18 protein-coding genes are annotated in these 16,402 nt (G+C 73.8%); 7 read left to right on the plus strand and 11 right to left on the minus strand.

Annotated elements, in window-relative coordinates:
* Positions 1-35: 35 nt before the first annotated feature.
* Positions 36-3,218: an isoleucine--tRNA ligase gene (ileS, locus tag HNR61_RS26535; protein WP_182845901.1), complete on the minus strand. Its 3,183-nt coding sequence runs from the start codon at positions 3,216-3,218 to the stop codon at positions 36-38.
* A gap of 704 nt (positions 3,219-3,922) precedes the next feature.
* Between ileS and HNR61_RS48240 the strand changes: the two genes are divergently transcribed.
* The 4 genes from HNR61_RS48240 to HNR61_RS26555 all read left to right on the plus strand — a co-directional run bounded on the left by HNR61_RS48240 (position 3,923) and on the right by HNR61_RS26555 (position 7,714).
* Complete coding sequence (locus tag HNR61_RS48240) at positions 3,923-4,339, plus strand: TraR/DksA family transcriptional regulator (protein WP_376770276.1); 417 nt, start codon at positions 3,923-3,925, stop codon at positions 4,337-4,339.
* On the plus strand, positions 4,340-5,098 hold the full coding sequence (locus HNR61_RS48245) for a signal peptidase II (RefSeq protein WP_182845903.1): 759 nt from the start codon (positions 4,340-4,342) through the stop codon (positions 5,096-5,098).
* Positions 5,098-6,027, plus strand: a complete 930-nt coding sequence (locus HNR61_RS26550) for an RluA family pseudouridine synthase (protein ID WP_182845904.1) — start codon at positions 5,098-5,100, stop codon at positions 6,025-6,027. Before HNR61_RS48245 ends, HNR61_RS26550 begins: the two co-directional genes overlap by 1 nt.
* Positions 6,028-6,229: 202 nt before the next feature.
* Positions 6,230-7,714, plus strand: coding sequence for an amino acid permease (locus HNR61_RS26555; protein WP_182845905.1), 1,485 nt, complete (start codon positions 6,230-6,232; stop codon positions 7,712-7,714).
* On the opposite strand, the gene HNR61_RS26560 is transcribed toward HNR61_RS26555, so the two are convergent.
* From HNR61_RS26560 to HNR61_RS26575, 4 genes are all read right to left on the minus strand, one after another.
* Positions 7,599-7,997 carry a chorismate mutase gene (locus HNR61_RS26560; protein ID WP_182845906.1) on the minus strand — a complete coding sequence of 133 codons (399 nt, stop codon included), beginning with the start codon at positions 7,995-7,997 and terminating at the stop codon, positions 7,599-7,601. The genes HNR61_RS26555 and HNR61_RS26560 overlap by 116 nt on opposite strands.
* A 280-nt stretch (positions 7,998-8,277) precedes the next feature.
* On the minus strand, positions 8,278-8,715 hold the full coding sequence (locus HNR61_RS26565; RefSeq protein ID WP_182845907.1) for a GNAT family N-acetyltransferase: 438 nt from the start codon (positions 8,713-8,715) through the stop codon (positions 8,278-8,280).
* Positions 8,716-8,763: 48 nt separating this feature from the next.
* The gene (locus tag HNR61_RS26570) at positions 8,764-9,225 is read right to left on the minus strand and encodes an Rv0361 family membrane protein (RefSeq protein ID WP_182845908.1); all 462 of its coding nucleotides are present in this window, start codon (positions 9,223-9,225) and stop codon (positions 8,764-8,766) included.
* Positions 9,226-9,228: 3 nt separating this feature from the next.
* A complete protein-coding gene (locus HNR61_RS26575; RefSeq protein WP_182845909.1) occupies positions 9,229-10,131 on the minus strand; it encodes a hypothetical protein in 903 nt (300 codons plus the stop codon).
* A 186-nt stretch (positions 10,132-10,317) separates the two neighbouring features.
* On the opposite strand from HNR61_RS26575, the gene HNR61_RS50510 reads away from it, so the two are divergent.
* The 3 genes from HNR61_RS50510 to HNR61_RS26585 are packed head-to-tail and all read left to right on the plus strand — an operon-like array spanning position 10,318 to position 12,156.
* Complete coding sequence (locus tag HNR61_RS50510) at positions 10,318-11,175, plus strand: aromatic ring-hydroxylating oxygenase subunit alpha (protein ID WP_220509803.1); 858 nt, start codon at positions 10,318-10,320, stop codon at positions 11,173-11,175.
* Positions 11,067-11,489, plus strand: coding sequence for an SRPBCC family protein (locus HNR61_RS50515; protein WP_220509804.1), 423 nt, complete (start codon positions 11,067-11,069; stop codon positions 11,487-11,489). The genes HNR61_RS50510 and HNR61_RS50515 overlap by 109 nt, the downstream gene beginning before the upstream one ends.
* 34 nt (positions 11,490-11,523) lie before the next feature.
* Complete coding sequence (locus HNR61_RS26585; protein WP_182845910.1) at positions 11,524-12,156, plus strand: TetR/AcrR family transcriptional regulator; 633 nt, start codon at positions 11,524-11,526, stop codon at positions 12,154-12,156.
* Positions 12,157-12,220: 64 nt separating this feature from the next.
* On the opposite strand, the gene HNR61_RS26590 is transcribed toward HNR61_RS26585, so the two are convergent.
* The 6 genes from HNR61_RS26590 to HNR61_RS26615 all read right to left on the minus strand — a co-directional run bounded on the left by HNR61_RS26590 (position 12,221) and on the right by HNR61_RS26615 (position 16,377).
* Complete coding sequence (locus tag HNR61_RS26590) at positions 12,221-12,964, minus strand: MBL fold metallo-hydrolase (RefSeq protein WP_182845911.1); 744 nt, start codon at positions 12,962-12,964, stop codon at positions 12,221-12,223.
* Entirely contained in the window at positions 12,961-13,884 is a 924-nt protein-coding gene (locus HNR61_RS26595) for a chorismate mutase (protein WP_182845912.1), read from the minus strand. The genes HNR61_RS26590 and HNR61_RS26595 overlap by 4 nt, the downstream gene beginning before the upstream one ends.
* Positions 13,885-13,956: 72 nt before the next feature.
* Entirely contained in the window at positions 13,957-14,505 is a 549-nt protein-coding gene (locus tag HNR61_RS26600) for a DUF8788 domain-containing protein (protein WP_182845913.1), read from the minus strand.
* Positions 14,502-14,960 carry a DUF8788 domain-containing protein gene (locus tag HNR61_RS26605; RefSeq protein WP_067829245.1) on the minus strand — a complete coding sequence of 153 codons (459 nt, stop codon included), beginning with the start codon at positions 14,958-14,960 and terminating at the stop codon, positions 14,502-14,504. The genes HNR61_RS26600 and HNR61_RS26605 overlap by 4 nt, the downstream gene beginning before the upstream one ends.
* A 55-nt stretch (positions 14,961-15,015) precedes the next feature.
* Positions 15,016-15,801 (minus strand): DUF8788 domain-containing protein, encoded by a 786-nt coding sequence (locus HNR61_RS26610; protein ID WP_182845914.1) that lies wholly within the window; start codon positions 15,799-15,801, stop codon positions 15,016-15,018.
* Positions 15,802-15,822: 21 nt separating this feature from the next.
* Complete coding sequence (locus HNR61_RS26615; RefSeq protein ID WP_182845915.1) at positions 15,823-16,377, minus strand: DUF8788 domain-containing protein; 555 nt, start codon at positions 16,375-16,377, stop codon at positions 15,823-15,825.
* Positions 16,378-16,402: the final 25 nt, after the last annotated feature.

Raw genomic sequence — 16,402 nt, forward strand, 5'->3', positions numbered from 1 at the left:
GGATGTGGCATCCGGCCGCCCGATCCAGCGGATCCCTAGGCGCTCCTGGACACCCAGAAGGTCACCTGGAGCTCCTCGTCGCGGTGCGCGGTCAGGCCGTCCCCGGGACGGCCCTCGTGCACGGCGTCGGCCAGGACCTCGGCGGCGACGTCGCCCTGGTGGGCGCGCAGCGCCTCGGCGAGGTCGTCGCCGTTGGCCTGCCACCACAGCACGATCCGGTCGGTGACCTCCAGGCCGGTGGCCTTGCGGGCCTCCTGGACCAGCCGGATCGCCTCGCGGACCAGGCCCGCGCGGCGCAGTTCCGGCGTGACGGTCAGGTCGAGCGCGACGGTCTCGCCCGCGGCGCTCTCCACCGCCCAGCCGCTGCGCGGCCGCTCGGTGACGATCACCTCGTCCGGGCCCAGCGGGACCTCGCCCAGCTCGGCGGCGGTCACGGTCGCCGCCCCGTCCCGGCGCAGCGCCGTCACCAGCTCGCGCGGGTCGGCCGCGGTGATCGCCTTGGCGACCAGCGGGGTCTGCTTGGCGAACCGCTTGCCCAGCTCCCGGAAGTTGGGCTTGACCTCGTACTCGACCAGGTCGCCGCCGATCGCCGACAGGTCCTCGAACGCCTGCACGTTCAGCTCGTCGGCGATCTGCCCGCGCAGCTCCTCGGGCAGCGCGGCCCAGCCCGGCGCGCCGACCAGGGCGCGGCCGAGCGGCTGGCGGGTGCGCACGCCCCCGGCGGTGCGGGCGGCGCGGCCCAGCTCCACCAGGCGGCGCACCAGCGCCATCCGCGCCGTCAGGTCGGCGTCCAGCAGGTCCTCGTCCACCGCCGGCCAGTCGGCCAGGTGGACCGACTCGGGGGAGCCCTCGGGCCGGATGACGTCCCACACGTGGTCGGTGATGAACGGCACCAGCGGCGCCATCAGCCGGGTGAGGGTCTCCAGGCACTCGTACAGGGTCGCGAACGCCGAGGCGCTCTCCGGCGACCGCGCGCCGTTCCAGAACCGGCGGCGCGAGCGGCGGACGTACCAGTTGGACAGGTCGTCGACGAACTCGGCGAGCCGGCGGCCCGCGCGGGCGGTGTCGAAGTTGTCCAGCGCGTCGTCGACCTCGGCGACGGTGCGGTGCAGCTCGGCCAGCGCCCAGCGGTCCAGCAGCGGCCGGTCCGCCGGGGCCGGGGCCTCGGCCGTCTGGTCGGGGGTCCAGGCGCGGCCCTGCGCGGCGGCGGCGTTGGCGTACAGCACGAAGAACGAGGCGGTGTTCCAGTAGGTGAGGAGCACCTTGCGGACGATCTCCTCCAGGGCGTTGGACCCGACGCGGCGGGCCGCCCAGGGCAGGCCGGAGGCCGCCATGAACCACCGCAGCGCGTCGGCGCCGTGCTGGTCCATCAGCGGGATCGGCTGGAGCACGTTGCCCAGGTGCTTGCTCATCTTGCGGCCGTCCTCGGCGAGGATCAGGCCGAGGCACAGCACGTTCTCGTAGGACGACCGGTCGAACACCAGGGTGCCGACGGCCATCATCGAGTAGAACCAGCCGCGGGTCTGGTCCTGCGCCTCGCAGATGTACTGCGCGGGGTAGGACCGCTCGAAGACGTCGTTGTCCTGGTGCGGCGCGCCCCACTGCGCGAACGGCATCGAGCCCGAGTCGTACCAGGCGTCGATGACGTCCGGCACCCGCCTGGCGGTGCCGCCGCAGGCCGGGCAGGGGAGCGTCACGTCGTCGACGAACGGCCGGTGCGGGTCCAGCTCCGACAGGTCCCGGCCGGCGAGCTCGCCGAGCTCGGCGAGGGAGCCGACGCAGGTGACGTGCTCCTCGTCGTCCTCGCACACCCACAGCGGCAGCGGGGTGCCCCAGTACCGGCTGCGCGACAGCGACCAGTCGACGTTGTTGCGCAGCCACTCCCCGTAGCGGCCCTCCTTGACCGTCTCGGGGAACCAGTTGGTCCGGGCGTTCTCCTCCAGCAGCCGCTGCTTGATCTCGGTGGTGCGGATGTACCAGGCCGGGAGCGCGTAGTACAGCAGCGGGGTGTGGCAGCGCCAGCAGTGCGGGTAGCTGTGCTCGAAGTGGCCGCCCCGGAACAGCAGGCCGCGCGCCCTGAGGTCCTCGGTGAGCTCCTCGTCGGCATCCTTGAAGAACCGTCCGCCGACCATCGGGACGGTGGGCAGGAACCTCCCGTCCGGGCCGATCGGGTTGACGACCGGCATGCCGTAGGCCTTGCAGACGTTCATGTCGTCGGCGCCGAAGGCGGGGGCCTGGTGGACCAGGCCGGTGCCGTCCTCGACGGTGACGTAGTCGCCCAGCACGACGTAGTGCGCGTCGGGGATGTCGACCAGCCCGAACGGCCGCCGGTAGGGCGTGCGCTCCAGCTCGCGGCCGGTGTAGGTCGCCACGACCTCGGCGTCCTCGCCCAGCGTCTTCGCCAGCAGCGGCTCGGCGACGACCAGGACCTCGTCGGACCCGGCGGGCCGGGCGGCGACGTAGGTGACGTCGGGGTGGACGGCCACGGCGGTGTTGGACACGAGGGTCCAGGGCGTGGTGGTCCAGATGAGCAGGGAGGCGCCGAGGTCGGCCAGCGGGCCGGAGGCGACCGGCATCCGCACGTACACCGACGGGCTGGTCACGGTCTCGTAGCCGCCGGGCTGGCCGAGCTCGTGGTCCGACAGGCCGGTGCCGCAGCGCGGGCAGTAGGGGGTGATCCGGAAGTCGCGGAACAGCAGCCCCCTGTCGAAGACGGCCTTCAGCGACCACCAGACGGCCTGCACGTACTGCGGGTCCATGGTGCGGTAGGCCTGGGACATGTCGACCCAGTAGCCCATCCGCTCGGTCATCTCCTCGAACGCGTCCACGTGCCGCAGCACCGACTCGCGGCAGCGGTCGTTGAACGCGGCGACGCCGTAGGTCTCGATGTCCTTCTTGCCGGACAGGCCGAGTTCCTTCTCGACGGCGACCTCGACGGGCAGACCGTGGCAGTCCCAGCCCGCCTTGCGGGGGACGTGGTGGCCCTTCATGGTCCGGTAGCGCGGGAAGACGTCCTTGAAGACGCGGGCCTCGACGTGGTGGACGCCGGGCATGCCGTTGGCGGTGGGCGGACCCTCGTAGAAGATCCAGCGCGGCCCGTCGGCGGTGCGCTCCAGGGACCGCTCGAAGACCTTGTTCTCCTGCCAGCGGCGCAGCATGTCCCGCTCCAGGGCGGGCAGGTCGACCTGCGCGGGCAGGGGCCGGAACTGACGGCTCACGGTGGAAGGACCTCCGGATCGACACGAGGACTGCACGTGGACCGGAGGGACGAGACGCCCGTGCGGGGCCCCGCGGTACCACCCTCCTTGACCGCGTCCCCGGGGGTTCCCGGACGGCGCGGTCCGCTTCGTTCCAGTCACGGCTGCCGGTTCTACTGGGTCCGCGGGGGACCGTTCCTCCGGCGGCTCAGGGGTGATCAGACCGCCGGGCCAGCCCCCGGGCTCGCACCGTCCCCGGGTCGCTCAAGGCCGCGTTCGGCGGCAGGTGTCCCCATCAGCGCCTGCCGATGAGACTGCTCGTTGAGAGATTAACGTACCCCGCCGGGGAACTCTTCCTGTTATCGGCACGTCCCGGGGTCGGCCCGCGCCGAGATTTTTGCCCGAACGCCGGGTTTCCGCGCGCCGGGTGACTGGGCATATGCGGCGTGTAACTCAGCCGGGGTGATCGCCGTGCCAGGGAGAGGGGACCCATGCCGCCCGCACTGTCCGTCGAAGAGACCGCCGTGGAACCCGCCGTGCGCAAGGCCGCGCCCAAGACGCCGCCGAAGCCGGCCGCGAAGAAACCCGCCGCCAAGAAGCCCGCGGGGACCAAGAGCCCGGCCAAGCCCGCCGGGCGCGGGGCGAAGGCCAAGCCGGCGGCCAAACCGGCGAAGGCCGGGACCAAGGCCGCGGCGAAGAACGGGTCCGAGGTCACGGCGGGGCAGGTGGTCGCCAAGGCCGCCGTCAAGCCCGCCGTCGAGCTGCCCGTCCGCGCCGACGAGGACTCCTGGACCGAGGCGGAGCTGGCCGAGGTGCGGGCGACCCTGGAGGCGGAGATGGCCGCCCTGGTCGCGGAGATCGCGCACGCCGAGTCCACGATCGCCGAGGACGGCGGCGGCGACGGGGCGGGCGACGACCAGGCCGACGCGGGCGCCAAGACCTACGAGCGCGAGCACGAGATGGCCCTCGCCCACAACGCCCGTGACCTGCTGGTCCAGTGCGAGCGGGCGGTGCGGCGCATGGACGCCGGGACCTACGGCGTGTGCGAGTCGTGCACGCGCCCCATCGGCAAGGCGCGCTTGCAGGCGTTCCCTCGTGCCACTATGTGTGTGGCCTGCAAACAACGCGAGGAACGTCGCTGAATGAACCGAACCACTCCGTCGCAGCCGCGAGGAAAGTCCGACGAGCCGGTGGAGGAAACGCCCGCGGGGGCGACCGGGACGCCCCGGCCGCGCCGGATCGGCACGCTGGTGGCCGTGGCGCTGACCGCGCTCGCCGCCGACGTCATCTCCAAGATCATCGTGGTGGCCACCCTCCAGGACCGGGAGCCGATCCGGCTGCTGGGCGGCCTGCTGACGCTGCGCGAGACGCGCAACAGCGGGGCCGCGTTCTCGATCGGCACCGGCTACACCGTGGTCTTCACGGTGATCGCCTGCGGCGTGGTGGTGGCGATCCTGCGCACCGCCCGCAACCTGCGCAGCCTGCCCTGGGCGATCTGCCTGGGCCTGCTGCTGGGCGGGGCGCTGGGGAACCTGGCCGACCGGATGCTGCGCGCCCCGGCCCCGCTGCGCGGGCACGTCGTGGACTGGATCGAGCTGCCGAACTGGCCGGTGTTCAACCTGGCCGACTCGGCGATCGTGTGCGGCGGGGTGCTGGCGGTCCTGCTGGCGGCGCGGGGGCTGCAGATCGACGGGACCCACGTGTCCGACGACAAGGGCGACAAGGGCGACAAGGACGGCAGGTCGGGCGAGCCGGACGAGCCGGTCGAGGCCGAGAAGACCGAGAAGGCCGGACAGGACGGGCGGGCCGAGGGCGCGGAGAGCGGGTCCGAGCCCGCCGCGGGGACCGGTAGCGTGGCCGGGTCCACCGAAGAACCCGGATCCGCCCCGGAGAAGCCCTGATGAGCGATGTACGCAGCCTCCCGGTCCCCGACGGGCTGGAGGGCGAACGGGTCGACGCCGCGCTGGCGCGCCTGTTCGGACTGTCCCGCAGCCGCGCCGCGGAGATCGCCGCCGCCGGAGACGTGACGGTGGACGGCGCCCCGGCCGGCAAGTCCGACCGGCTGCACGCGGGGTCCTGGCTGGAGGTCACCCTCCCGCCGCCGCCCGCGCCGCCCGCCCCGGTCGCCGAGCCGGTGCCGGGCATGGGGATCCTCTACGAGGACGACGACATCGTGGTGGTGGACAAGCCGATCGGCGTGGCCGCCCACCCCACCACCGGCTGGACCGGCCGCACCGTGCTGGGCGGTCTGCTGGGGGCCGGGCACACCATCGCGACCAGCGGCGCGGCCGAACGGCAGGGCATCGTGCACCGCCTGGACGCCAACACCACCGGCGCGATGGTGGTCGCCAAGAGCGAGGTCGCCTACTCGCGGCTGAAGCGGGCGTTCAAGGAGCGCCGCATCGACAAGCGCTACCAGGCGCTGGTGCAGGGGCACCCGGACCCGTTCCGGGGGACGGTGGACGCCCCGATCGACCGGCATCCCTCCCACGACGGCCGGTTCGCGGTCGTGGCGGGCGGCAAGCCGTCGGTGACGCACTACGACACCGTGGAGGCGTTCCGCGCGGCGACGCTGCTGGACGTCGACCTGGAGACCGGCCGCACCCACCAGATCCGGGTGCACATGGCGGCGATCCGGCACCCGATCGTGGGCGACATGGCCTACGGCGCGGACCCGACGCTGGCCGCCCGGCTCGGGCTGACCCGGCAGTGGCTGCACGCGGTGCGGCTCGGCTTCGAGCACCCCACGCGCGGCGACTGGGTCGCGTTCGAGAGCCCCTACCCCGAGGACCTGGGCCGCGCCCTGGAGATCGTCTCCGCGGACTCCTGAGCCGCGGCCTTTACGCGATCATGCGCTGACCCCCGGTGATCACCGGCCCGGAACGGGGAACGCGAGGGGGCCGCGTGAGGGGCAGGGCGACGATCCGGAGCTGCGGGTCGGGGGACCCGCGGCCGACGCGGCGCGGCAGGCCGCCCTGGCGGCCCGCTACGAGGCGGAGCCGGCGCGGGAGGCGGCGCGCGGCTCGCGCGGCATGCCCGCCCACGCCGTGGGGCCGCCGGTCCCCGAGGAGCCCGACGAGGGCTACCACCAGTCCCTCAAACCCCGGCACGTCCAGATGATCGCCATGGGCGGCGCGATCGGCGTCGGGCTGTTCCTCGGCAGCGCCCAGCGGATGCACCAGACCGGGCCCGGCCTGGTGCTGGCCTACCTGGCCGCCGGGATCGTCGCGTTCCTCGTGATGCGCGCGCTGGGCGAGCTGGTGCTGCACCGGCCCACGGCGGGCAGCTTCGTCACCTACGCCCGCGAGTTCATCGGGCCCTGGGCCGGGTTCGCCAGCGGCTGGATGTACTGGCTGAACTGGGCGATGACCGGCGTCGCCGAGATCACCGCGGTCGGGATCTACGTGCACTACTGGGCGCCGGACCTCCCCCAGTGGCTGTCGGCGCTGGCCGCGCTGGGCGTGCTGCTGGCGGTGAACCTGGTGTCGGTGCGGCTGTTCGGCGAGCTGGAGTTCTGGTTCGCCATGCTGAAGGTCGCCGCGATCACCGTGTTCCTGGTGGTCGGGGTGGTCCTGGTGGCGACCCGGCACCGGGTCGGCGAGCACCGGGCGACGCTGGCCAACCTCACCGACCACGGCGGGTTCATGCCGCAGGGCTCCTGGGTGGTGCTGCTGAGCCTCCAGGGCGTGATCTTCGCGTACGCGGCCATCGAGATGGTCGGCATCTCGGCGGGCGAGGCCGAGAACCCCCGCACGGTGCTGCCCAGGGCCATCAACGGCGTGGTCCGGCGGATCGCGCTGTTCTACGTCGGCGCGGTGTTCCTGCTGGTGACGGTGTTGCCCTGGACGGTCTACACGCCGGGAGAGAGCCCGTTCGTGACGGTGTTCGCGGCGCTGGGCGTCGCCGGGATCGGCGGCGTCATGAACCTGGTGGTGCTGTCGGCGGCGCTGTCGTCCACCAACCCCGGCCTGTACTCCACCGGACGCATCCTGCGCTCGCTGGCCCAGCGCGGCGAGGCCCCGGCCGTCACCGCGCGGATGAGCTCCCGCCACGTGCCCTACGGCGGCATCCTGTTCACCTCGCTCGTGTACCTGGCCGGGGTGGCGCTGAACGTGGTGGTGCCGCACGAGGCGTTCGAGATCGCCACCTCGATCGCCTCGCTGGGCGTGCTGACCACCTGGGCGACGCTGCTGTACGCCCAGATCCGGTTCCGCCGCGCGGCGCTGCGCGGAAAGGTCGAACGCCCCGGCTACCGGATGCCCGGCTCGCCCTACACCAACTGGCTGGCGCTGGGGTTCCTGGTTCTGGTGGTGGGACTGATGCTGTTCGACCCCACCCAGCGGTGGGCGGTGGTCGCCATCCCGTTCCTGGCGGTGGCGCTGTGGGTCGGCTGGCGGGTGGTCAGCGCCCGGCGGACGGGTCCGCCTCAGCGCCGGTCTCGGAGTCCGCCTCAGGGTCCGTCTCCCGGCCGGTCCCCGAACGGGCCTCCTGCGCCGCCTCCAGCCCCGCCTCGATGACCACTTTCATGATCCGGGCGAGGCGTTCGGGGCCCAGGGACGGGGCCAGCGGGGCCATCGCCGCGACGATCCGGCGCTCCCGCTCGGGGTCGCGCCCGGCGAACCCGCCGACCGGCTTGAGCCGCTGCACCACGGCGGCCACGGCGGCGCGGCGCTCCAGCAGCGCCGCCAGCGCGGCGTCGATGTCGTCGATCGCGGCCCGCGCCTGCGCGAGCGTCGCGATCTCCTCGGGGCGGGGCGGGGCCACGACGGTCTCGGCGGGGTCGAGAACCTGGTCGGTCATGGGCGGGATCCCTTCCTGGGCGCTGTTCCGCGGGGCTGTCGTGAACGGCGACCGCATCGGAGGGGATTCCCGGGGCCGCCATGGTCAATGGGGGGACATGGAAGAAGGCGGAGTCCGCGGGGACTCCGCCTTCCAGCCGGCTCCGGGGTCGTCGCTCAGGTCGTCGCGCCGACCGGCTCGCCCGGAGCCGGCTGCGTAAAGACGAAATAGCGACGTTCCATGCGGGCCATCGTAGACGTCTGCAACCCCCGCATGTCAATTTCCGGGAACGCCGTCTCACTCACCGGGACGCCAGATCCTTCCGCATCCAGACGTGCGGGATCCCGGCCTCCTCGTCCTCCTCCCCGAACGCCGCGTACCCGAGCCGCTCGTAGAAGCCCCGCGCGCTCGTCTGGGCGTGCAGCTCCACCGCCGCCAGCCCCTCGCGGCGGGCGTGCTCCTCCACGGCGCGCACCAGCGCGGCCCCCAGCCCGGACCCCCGGCCCTCGGGCAGCACCGCCAGCCGCCCCAGGACCCCGACGCCGCCCCGGCGCAGCATCCGCGCCGTGCCGACCGGCCGCCCGCCGGCCTCGGCGAGGAAGTGCGCGGCGGTCGCGTCGTGCTCGTCCAGCTCGATCTCCTCGGGCACGCCCTGCTCGGCGACGAACACCCGCAGCCGGATGTCGAAGGCCGCCCGCCGGCCCTCGTCGGTGGTGATGGTGGTGACCTGGCTGTCCATGCCCCACCACTACCACGCCCCGCCGGGCCGGCACCGGCGGCGCCCGGGTCAGCGCCCGTAGCGCTCGGGGTCGCAGAGCTTCCAGACCCCGCCCTCCCTGCGCAGGAACAGCGTCGCGGGCCGCTGGCGCGGCCGGGTCACCCGCGCCTCGGCGACGTCCCCGGTGATCCGGACGTCCTCGACGGTGATCGGGACCAGCTCGGCCCGCGGGTCGCCGCGGTCGCCGGGGGAGTCGAGGTCGTCGGCGACCCCCTCGGCCTCCTGCGGGCAGAGCATCGACAGGACGGCCGCGTTGTCGTTGCGGTCGACCGCGGCGGCGAAGTCCGTCACCACCTTGCGGACCTTGCCCTGCTCCCCGCCGCCGCCCAGGTCGGGGCCGGAGGTGGCGAGGTGCCCGGCGACCACGGCGACGGCCGCGGCGACCAGCAGGACGGGCAGCGAGAGGAGGAACACGAGGTTCCGCCGGGGCACGGTGTGGCGCGGCGGCGGTTGCTGGGGCCAGGGTCGCATCGGTCAGCCCTTCTGGGTCCTGAGGAGCGCGTCGATGAGCTCCTGGAGCTCGCGCTCGGCCCTCTCCCTGAGCTGCGCCTGCTCCCGGAGCCAGGCGGGGTCGGCGCCGGAGACGAAGGCCGAGCTGCCCGACAGCTTCGAGCTGTTGGCCTTCTTGGACAGCCACTGGGAGTTCGCCGGGGAGTTGGCCACCAGCCACATGTTCTGCGGCGTCAGCTTGAGGAAGTTCCGCATGGTGACCAGGCGCCGGAGCGGGATGATGTGGTCGAAGGCCACGCCCGTGACCCGCCGTCCGTTCGTGTACGCGGGGTCGGGCGCGCCGACCGTGGGCGGCGGCTTGCCCTGCAGGCGGGTGGTCCGGGGGATGTCGGGCCGGGTGCTGTCGAGCGCCTTGTAGACGGCCCGGACGGGCGGCGGGAGCCGCGGCGGCGTCCGGTCCACCCGGGTCGTCATCCCCTTCTTCCCCGGGCCGTAGTCGAGGAAGTCGTAGATCTTGGGGTTCCAGCGGGTGACCGCCCGCCTCTCCGCCTCGGTCAGGTTCCTGACCGCGGTCGTCAGCGGGGCGACCTGGCCGGGCGTCGGCCTGGCGAACGTCGAGGCCGGATGGTTGCGCCGTACCCGGGAGAACGCGCTGACGCACTGCCGCGCCCGGGAGATGGCCTGGGCCTGCTGGGCGTTGAGCGAGCGCGCCTCGGCATTGTAGGCGCTGACGTAGCCGCGGTCCGAGCTCACCCGCGGCTTGGCGTTGTGGATCCTGATCATCGCCTGGACGCGTCTCAGCTCGGCGATCGGCTCGGCGCACAGCGCGTCGAGATCGTCGGCGGCCGCCGGGGAGGGCGCGCCGACCACCGCGCAGAAGCCGAGCAGGGCCGCGAGCGGTGCGCGCCGCTTGTACGTCCGAGCCATTCCCGTTCCCTCCGATCGGGGACCATCTCATACAGATAATGATGTTTGTTTGATGGTCCGACTAGGAGACGCCGGTCACATCGGGCGGCGGGACGCGTTCCGGACCCTTGACATCTGGTTATCGATTGATAACTTCGTCTTGTGGTTATCAACCGATAACCAGTCGGAGACCGCAAGGAGCCCCGGATGAGCGCCATCGCCTCCACCGCCGCCCGCCACCCCGACACCGAACTCGACCGCCTGCTGGCGGAGCTGGCCGCCTACCGGTCCTGCGACCCGCCCCGCCTCAGCCTCCCGCCGCGCGCCTTCACCTCGCCGGAGCTGTACGAGCTGGAACGCGCCCGCGTGTTCGGCCGCTCCTGGATGCTGGTCGTCCACCGCGACGAGCTGGCCTCGCCCGGCGACTACGTCTCGCTCACCATCGCCGGGGAGCCGGTGGTGGTCACCCGCGGCGAGGGCGGTGCCCTGCACGCCATGTCACCCGTCTGCCGCCACCGCCTGATGCCCCTGGTCGAGCCCGGCCACGGCCGCGCCGACGCCTTCACCTGCCCCTACCACCTGTGGAAGTACCGGCTCGACGGGCGGCTCAAGGGCGCGACGTTCATGAAGGGCAACCCCGACTTCGACCCGGCCGCCTGCCGTCTGCCCGGCTTCGCCGTCGAGGAGTGGCAGGGCCTCGTCTACGTCAACCTCGACGCCGGCGCGCCGTCCCTGGCGTCCCGGCTGGCCCCGGCCGCCGAGGAGCTGGCCCCGTTCCGCATGGACGAGATGGTCCAGGTCGCCACCGTGGAGGAGGAGTGGCGGGTCAACTGGAAGCTCGCGCTGGAGAACGGCTACGAGAACTACCACGTCATGGGGTTCCACCCCGAGACGCTCGACCCGTTCATGCCGGGACGCGGCGACATGGAGCTGCACCCCATCGACGGCGGGGCGCTGTGGGCGCGGACGCCGTTCGCCGCGACGCTGCCGCCGGGCGCGGTGCCGCTGCCGCGGGAGCACCGCGCCAACGCCACCGTGGTGCTGACCTTCCCACCGGAGGGCTGATCACGTTCGGCGACCAGATCACCTGGCTCGGCTTCGTCCCGCTGTCCATCGACCGCACGCAGGTGCGCGGCGGCGTGCTCATGCCGCCCGCCCTCCTGGACGGCCTCGACCCGCAGGAGGTCGCCGAGGAGCAGACCGCCGCCGCCACCGCGGTCAACGAGGAGGACCGGATCGGGCTGGAGGCCGTCCAGCGCGCCGTCGGATCCCGCTTCGCCGGGCGCGGCCACCTCAGCCCGAAGGAGCCCGGCGTGCAGCTGTTCTACCGCGCCCTTGCCGAGGCGCTCGTCCAGGAGGGGACGCCCGGCCGGGAGTGAGGCGGGAACGGGCGGGCGGACTACGCTGATCGCCATGTCCGCGGAAACGACCCGGCCCGCCGGGGACCTGTCGCCGTCGGCGCGCCGCATCCTGCACGCCGCCGCCCGCCTGTTCGCCCTCCAGGGCTACTCGGCCACCTCCACCCGCGACATCGCCGCCGCCGTCGGCGTCCGGCAACCGGCCCTGTACAAGCACTTCCCGTCCAAGGACGCGATCCTCTCCGCGCTCGTCGACGCCGCCGTGGGACCCGCCCTCGCCGCCGCCCGCGACCTGGAGTCCCGGCCCGGCCGCGCCGCCGCCCACCTGTACCGCTGGCTGGGCGACTACCTGGCCCGGCTGGAGGACTCGCCCTACCTGCTGGTCTCGATCCTCGTCACCCCCGAACTCGGCCAGGACCGCTTCGCCGCCGAACGCCGCGCCCTGGACCGGCTGGAGCAGGTCACCACCGACCTCGTCGCGCGCGGCCAGGCCGAGGGCGACCTGCGCCCCCTGGACCCGCGGTCCGGGGCGCGCATGGTGCTGGCCCTGTTCGACGCCCTCGCCCTGCCCGAGACGGCCGTCGCCGCCCGCGAGATCGCCGACTTCGCCCTGCACGGCCTGCTCGCCGACCCCGCCCGGCTGGACGACCTGCGCCGCGAGGCCGCCGCCCCGCTCCCGCCCGGCTGACCGCTCCACCGGACGCCCCCCGCCGACGAGACCGGCGCCCGCGCGCCGGGAACGCGCGTGGGGGTCACGGCAGGTCGAAGGGGGTGCCGTCTGGCGGGCGGGCCAGCAGGCCGGACAGTCCCGCCTCGGCGAACGCCGTGCGGACGTGGGACTCGTTCTCGGTGAAGTGGGTCCAGCCCTCCACGTGCAGCGGGACGACGCGGCGCACGCCCAGGATCCGGGCCGCCTCCACCATGTCGGCCGCGTCCAGGGTCAGTTTCGCGTCGATCAGCGGGGTGCGCACGGCCCCGCCGAACAGCAGCGCCGCGTCCACGCGGGGGAACCGCGCGGCGATCTCGCGGACGTGGTCCAGGGAGGCGTTGTCGCCGCTGACGTAGACGGTCGGCAGCCCCTCGCCGCTGAGCACGAACCCGGTGACCGTGCCGGTGACGGCCTCGCAGCCCGGCGGGCCGTGCCGGGCGGGCACGGCCGTGACGCGCACCGGGCCCACGTCGTGGTGCCGCCAGGTCGGCAGCCCGGTCGCGCCGACGCGCGCGGCGGCGTCGGCCGTGCTCAGCGTCAGCGGGGCCGAGGCCACCGTCCGGCGGCCCGCCTCGTCCAGGTTGTCGGGGTGCTGGTCGTGGCTGAGCAGCACCAGGTCGACCCGGCCCACGGCGGCGCGGGACAGCGCGGGGCCGGAGGTCTTGGTCAGCGTCAGCGGGCCGAGGGGGTAGTCGCCGGGCGGGTCGAAGGTCGGGTCGGTGACCACCCGCAGACCGCCGTACTCCAGCACGGCGGTGGGGCCGCCGACCACGGTGACGGTCGTCATCGCGGACGCTCCTCGGGGAGACGGGCGGTGTGGACGGCGCGCTGCGCGCCGACCGCGTCGTCGATCAGCAGGTTGAAGATCGCCAGAACGGTGCGCGGATCGGCGTCCAGCCGTCCGGCCAGGGCGGCGGCGCGGTCCAGCACCTGCACCTCCCGGCGCAGGTCGCGCGCCGGGAGCCGGTCCCGCCGCTTGACCGCGCCGACCAGCCGGGCGACGGCGCGGCGGTGGGCCACCAGCCGCACGATCTGCTCGTCGAGCAGGTCCAGCCGGCGCCGCAGCCCCGCCAGCCCCGGCCCCGTGGCCGGACCGGACGTCAGCAACGGCGCGAGCACGGTCAGGACCGCCAGGTCGGGCAGGTCGGGCCCGGAGATCCCGGCGTTCCCGTCCGGCGTCACCACGGCCCCGTCGGCGCCCGCCGCGAACGCCGCCCGCGCCACGGCGGCGGCCAGGGCGGGGACGACGCGGGGCCGCCGCAGGTCCACCACCACCGGCAGGGCCGCGCGGCGGCGGACCGACCAGGCGCGGGCCAGGTCGGCGGCGGGCACGTCGAGCACCACCCCCGCCGCGCCCCGCCTGCCCAGCCGGCCGGCGGCCGCCAGCCAGCCGCCGTCGTCGCCGGGCCCCCGCGCCAGCAGCACCGGCAGGCCGGTGCCGACCGCGGCGTCCACCAGCCGGTCGTCCGGCGCGGTCAGCCGCAGCATGGCGGCGTGGGCGGCGGCCCGTTCCGCCTCGTCCGGCCCGGCGACGTCCGCCACCACCGGCAGGCCCGCCGCCCGGCCGCCGGCGCCGGTCACCGCCGACGCGCCGGCCGCCGCCGCGTCGCGCGCGGCGGACTCCGCCGCGGGCAGCGCGGCGACCACCGCCGGGGCGCCCGAGCCGAACACGGCCGTACCGACCTTCACCACCGGCACGTCCGGCATCGGTCCTCCTCACGCTCGTGGGCGTCGCGCCCGGGGGCCGCCCCGCCGGCCCGGCCGGCGGGGCGGACGGGATCAGACGGGCAGGACCCGCAGGGCCGGGTACCGGGGCGAGTTCAGGTACAGCCGGTCGGTGCCGTGCTCCTTCTCCAGCTCCAGGACGAACCGGTAGCGGTACAGCCCCGCCCGGGCGGTGCTCATCACGGCGCCCGCCCAGTAGTAGTAGACGGCCGTGTACTTGTCGCGCATGCGGTCCGGACCGCCGTAGACCTTGAGCTCGGTCATGATCCGGCGTTCGGCGACGTCGTCCTCGTCGCCCTTCTCGACGTCCAGGAAGACCAGGTTGTTGATCTTCGGCATGGGGGGCCAGGTGCCGTCCGGCCGCCGGTGCATGTCGATCGGCCGGATGATCCAGTTGACGACCTGGCCCTGCTTGCAGACCGTCTCCAGGTGGTCGGTGCCCTGCCCGACCCCGCCGATGCTGTTGTCCATCATGTACAGGCAGCCGTCGAGCGACTCCGTGGCGGTGGCCCGCTCCATGTCGACCAGCGTGACGACGTTGAGCTGCACCGAGTTGAGCTGTCCGCGGTCGGAGAAGTCCCCGGCGTGGTACGACTGGCTCACTTGCGCTCCTTCCCGGCGTTCGCGCGGCCGACGACCAGCGCCTGCGCCTCCTTGGCCGTGTACGGTTCCGTCACGGCCCCCAGCAGGAACGACAGCCGGTACTCCACCGGCTCGGCGGAGTCCTGCTTGACGGTGGCGGTCCAGAACACGATGTCGGTCCCGGGGTAGACCCGCCGTTCCGGCTCGGCGATCCGGGGGTCGATCTCCACGTCGGCGATGGCGACGTAGGTCTCGCACTCCAGCGGGAGGACGTTCCACAACAGGGTGTCGCCCTTGCGCACCCGGGTCCGCAGGCCCGGCGTGCCGAATCCGGTGGACCCCTCGGTCCGGTTGGTGTCGTAGAGGTAGAGGTTCTCGTCCAGGTTCCCCGACGCCAGCGCGGCGACGGGATCGACCACCGCGGTGATCGTCACGGGCCGGGCGGTGCGACGTTCCGGCTTGGTCCTCGGGGGCATGCTGCTCCTCCGCTCGGGGGCTCCTCGGTCACGTGCTCGGGGACGCGCGGGGCGGTCAGGGGCCGGGCGGGACGGCCGGGACGGGCAGCGGCCCCACCCCCGCGCCGGTGAAGGCGTTGCGCTTGGGATCGTTGGTGACCTTGAGGGCGGACTCGCAGGTCAGGTCCACCGACTCCCACACCAGCTCGGCGTCGCGCTCGACCAGCTCGTGGAGCTGGACGTGCATCGTGTAGGGGTAGACGCCGGGACGGCTGGTGTCCACGGTCGCGGCCCAGTACCAGCCGTCGTAGACCATGTCGGGCGAGGCGTACTGCGCCGGGTACATGATCTTCTCGGAGACGGCGGGGCCGGTGATGTCGGTGATCACCGGGGTGGGGTAGTTGTAGGCGGCCGCGTCGGCCCCGGCCACCTGGCCGGTGACGTCCAGGACCTTGCCGGTGGTGACGCTGCGGCTGCCCCGCCCGCGCGGCCGCCGGGCGCGCCGCCCGACCTGCTCCCGCAGGCGTTCCAGGTCGCCCGATCCGGCGTCGCCGCCCAGGTCGGCGAGCCCGGCCAGCGCCTCCCGGTCGCTCTGCCGGGCCTGTTCGGCGAGGTAGTTGCGGGGCACCGTCGGGGGGATCGCCCCCAGCGCGGCGGGCAGCCAGTTGAGGACCTGCTCGGTGGCCTGGGAGCCGTCGAGGAAGTAGGCGCCCGGGACGATCGTCACCAGGTTCCGGGTGCCCTCCCCGGTCGAGCCGAGGAACCTCATGTTGTCGAACCAGTACGCGTTGCCGTCGAGCGACCGCGACCGCAGCGCGTTGTCGACGTCGATCAGCACGATGATCCCATGCTGTTGGGCCATGAGTCCGCCTTCCGGGAGAGGTCACACGCGCAGCAGCGCGGGCGAGTCGATGTGCAGCACGCTGTGCGGCCCGTCGTGGAGCTTGACCGACAGCCGGTAGCGGTAGGGGACGCCGGGGACCATGTGGTGGGGGACGTAGCCCTCCCACACCAGCAGGTCGTGGTTCTCGATGCCGTTGGAGCCGAGGGCGCTCGGGGCCGTTCCCGGGGCGTGGGGGAGCGGGACGCCCTCGGCGGCGTGGCCGGAGGGCGCGGGGCGGTCGGACGGCGCGGTGTAGTCGGGCGGTGCGGCGTATCCGGGAACGGCGGGCTCCGGCGGCGCGGGACGCTCGGCGGCCGCCCCGGCGGTGAGGAACTCGATGTTGTGGATCTCGACCGGCGTCTGCACGTCCACGTGGATCGGCGTCCACTGGACGACCTGGCCGGGGAGCACCGCGGTGACCAGGTCGGGGGTGCCCCGGTGACGGCTGCCGAGGGGGCTGTCGTCGACCAGCGACAGGTTGCCGTTGTGCAGCGTCCGGTCCGACAACGCCCCGACGGCGTCGACCAGGACGACGATGCTGACCTTGGGATTCACTGTCTCTCCCGTCTGTGGTGACAAG

Source organism: Actinomadura kijaniata (assembly GCF_014138665.1).
Lineage (GTDB): Bacteria > Actinomycetota > Actinomycetes > Streptosporangiales > Streptosporangiaceae > Spirillospora > Spirillospora kijaniata.

What these genes read in the sequence shown, in the direction of transcription:
- HNR61_RS48245 (WP_182845903.1), top strand. Translation starts at nt 4,340, where the DNA reads ATGAACCGAACCACTCCGTCGCAGCCGCGAGGAAAGTCCGACGAGCCG.
- HNR61_RS26550 (WP_182845904.1), top strand. Translation starts at nt 5,098, where the DNA reads ATGAGCGATGTACGCAGCCTCCCGGTCCCCGACGGGCTGGAGGGCGAA.
- HNR61_RS26555 (WP_182845905.1), top strand. Translation starts at nt 6,230, where the DNA reads ATGCCCGCCCACGCCGTGGGGCCGCCGGTCCCCGAGGAGCCCGACGAG.
- HNR61_RS26560 (WP_182845906.1), bottom strand. Translation starts at nt 7,997, where the DNA reads ATGACCGACCAGGTTCTCGACCCCGCCGAGACCGTCGTGGCCCCGCCC.
- HNR61_RS26565 (WP_182845907.1), bottom strand. Translation starts at nt 8,715, where the DNA reads ATGGACAGCCAGGTCACCACCATCACCACCGACGAGGGCCGGCGGGCG.
- HNR61_RS26570 (WP_182845908.1), bottom strand. Translation starts at nt 9,225, where the DNA reads ATGCGACCCTGGCCCCAGCAACCGCCGCCGCGCCACACCGTGCCCCGG.
- HNR61_RS26575 (WP_182845909.1), bottom strand. Translation starts at nt 10,131, where the DNA reads ATGGCTCGGACGTACAAGCGGCGCGCACCGCTCGCGGCCCTGCTCGGC.
- HNR61_RS50510 (WP_220509803.1), top strand. Translation starts at nt 10,318, where the DNA reads ATGAGCGCCATCGCCTCCACCGCCGCCCGCCACCCCGACACCGAACTC.
- HNR61_RS26585 (WP_182845910.1), top strand. Translation starts at nt 11,524, where the DNA reads ATGTCCGCGGAAACGACCCGGCCCGCCGGGGACCTGTCGCCGTCGGCG.
- HNR61_RS26590 (WP_182845911.1), bottom strand. Translation starts at nt 12,964, where the DNA reads ATGACGACCGTCACCGTGGTCGGCGGCCCCACCGCCGTGCTGGAGTAC.
- HNR61_RS26595 (WP_182845912.1), bottom strand. Translation starts at nt 13,884, where the DNA reads ATGCCGGACGTGCCGGTGGTGAAGGTCGGTACGGCCGTGTTCGGCTCG.
- HNR61_RS26605 (WP_067829245.1), bottom strand. Translation starts at nt 14,960, where the DNA reads ATGCCCCCGAGGACCAAGCCGGAACGTCGCACCGCCCGGCCCGTGACG.
- HNR61_RS26610 (WP_182845914.1), bottom strand. Translation starts at nt 15,801, where the DNA reads ATGGCCCAACAGCATGGGATCATCGTGCTGATCGACGTCGACAACGCG.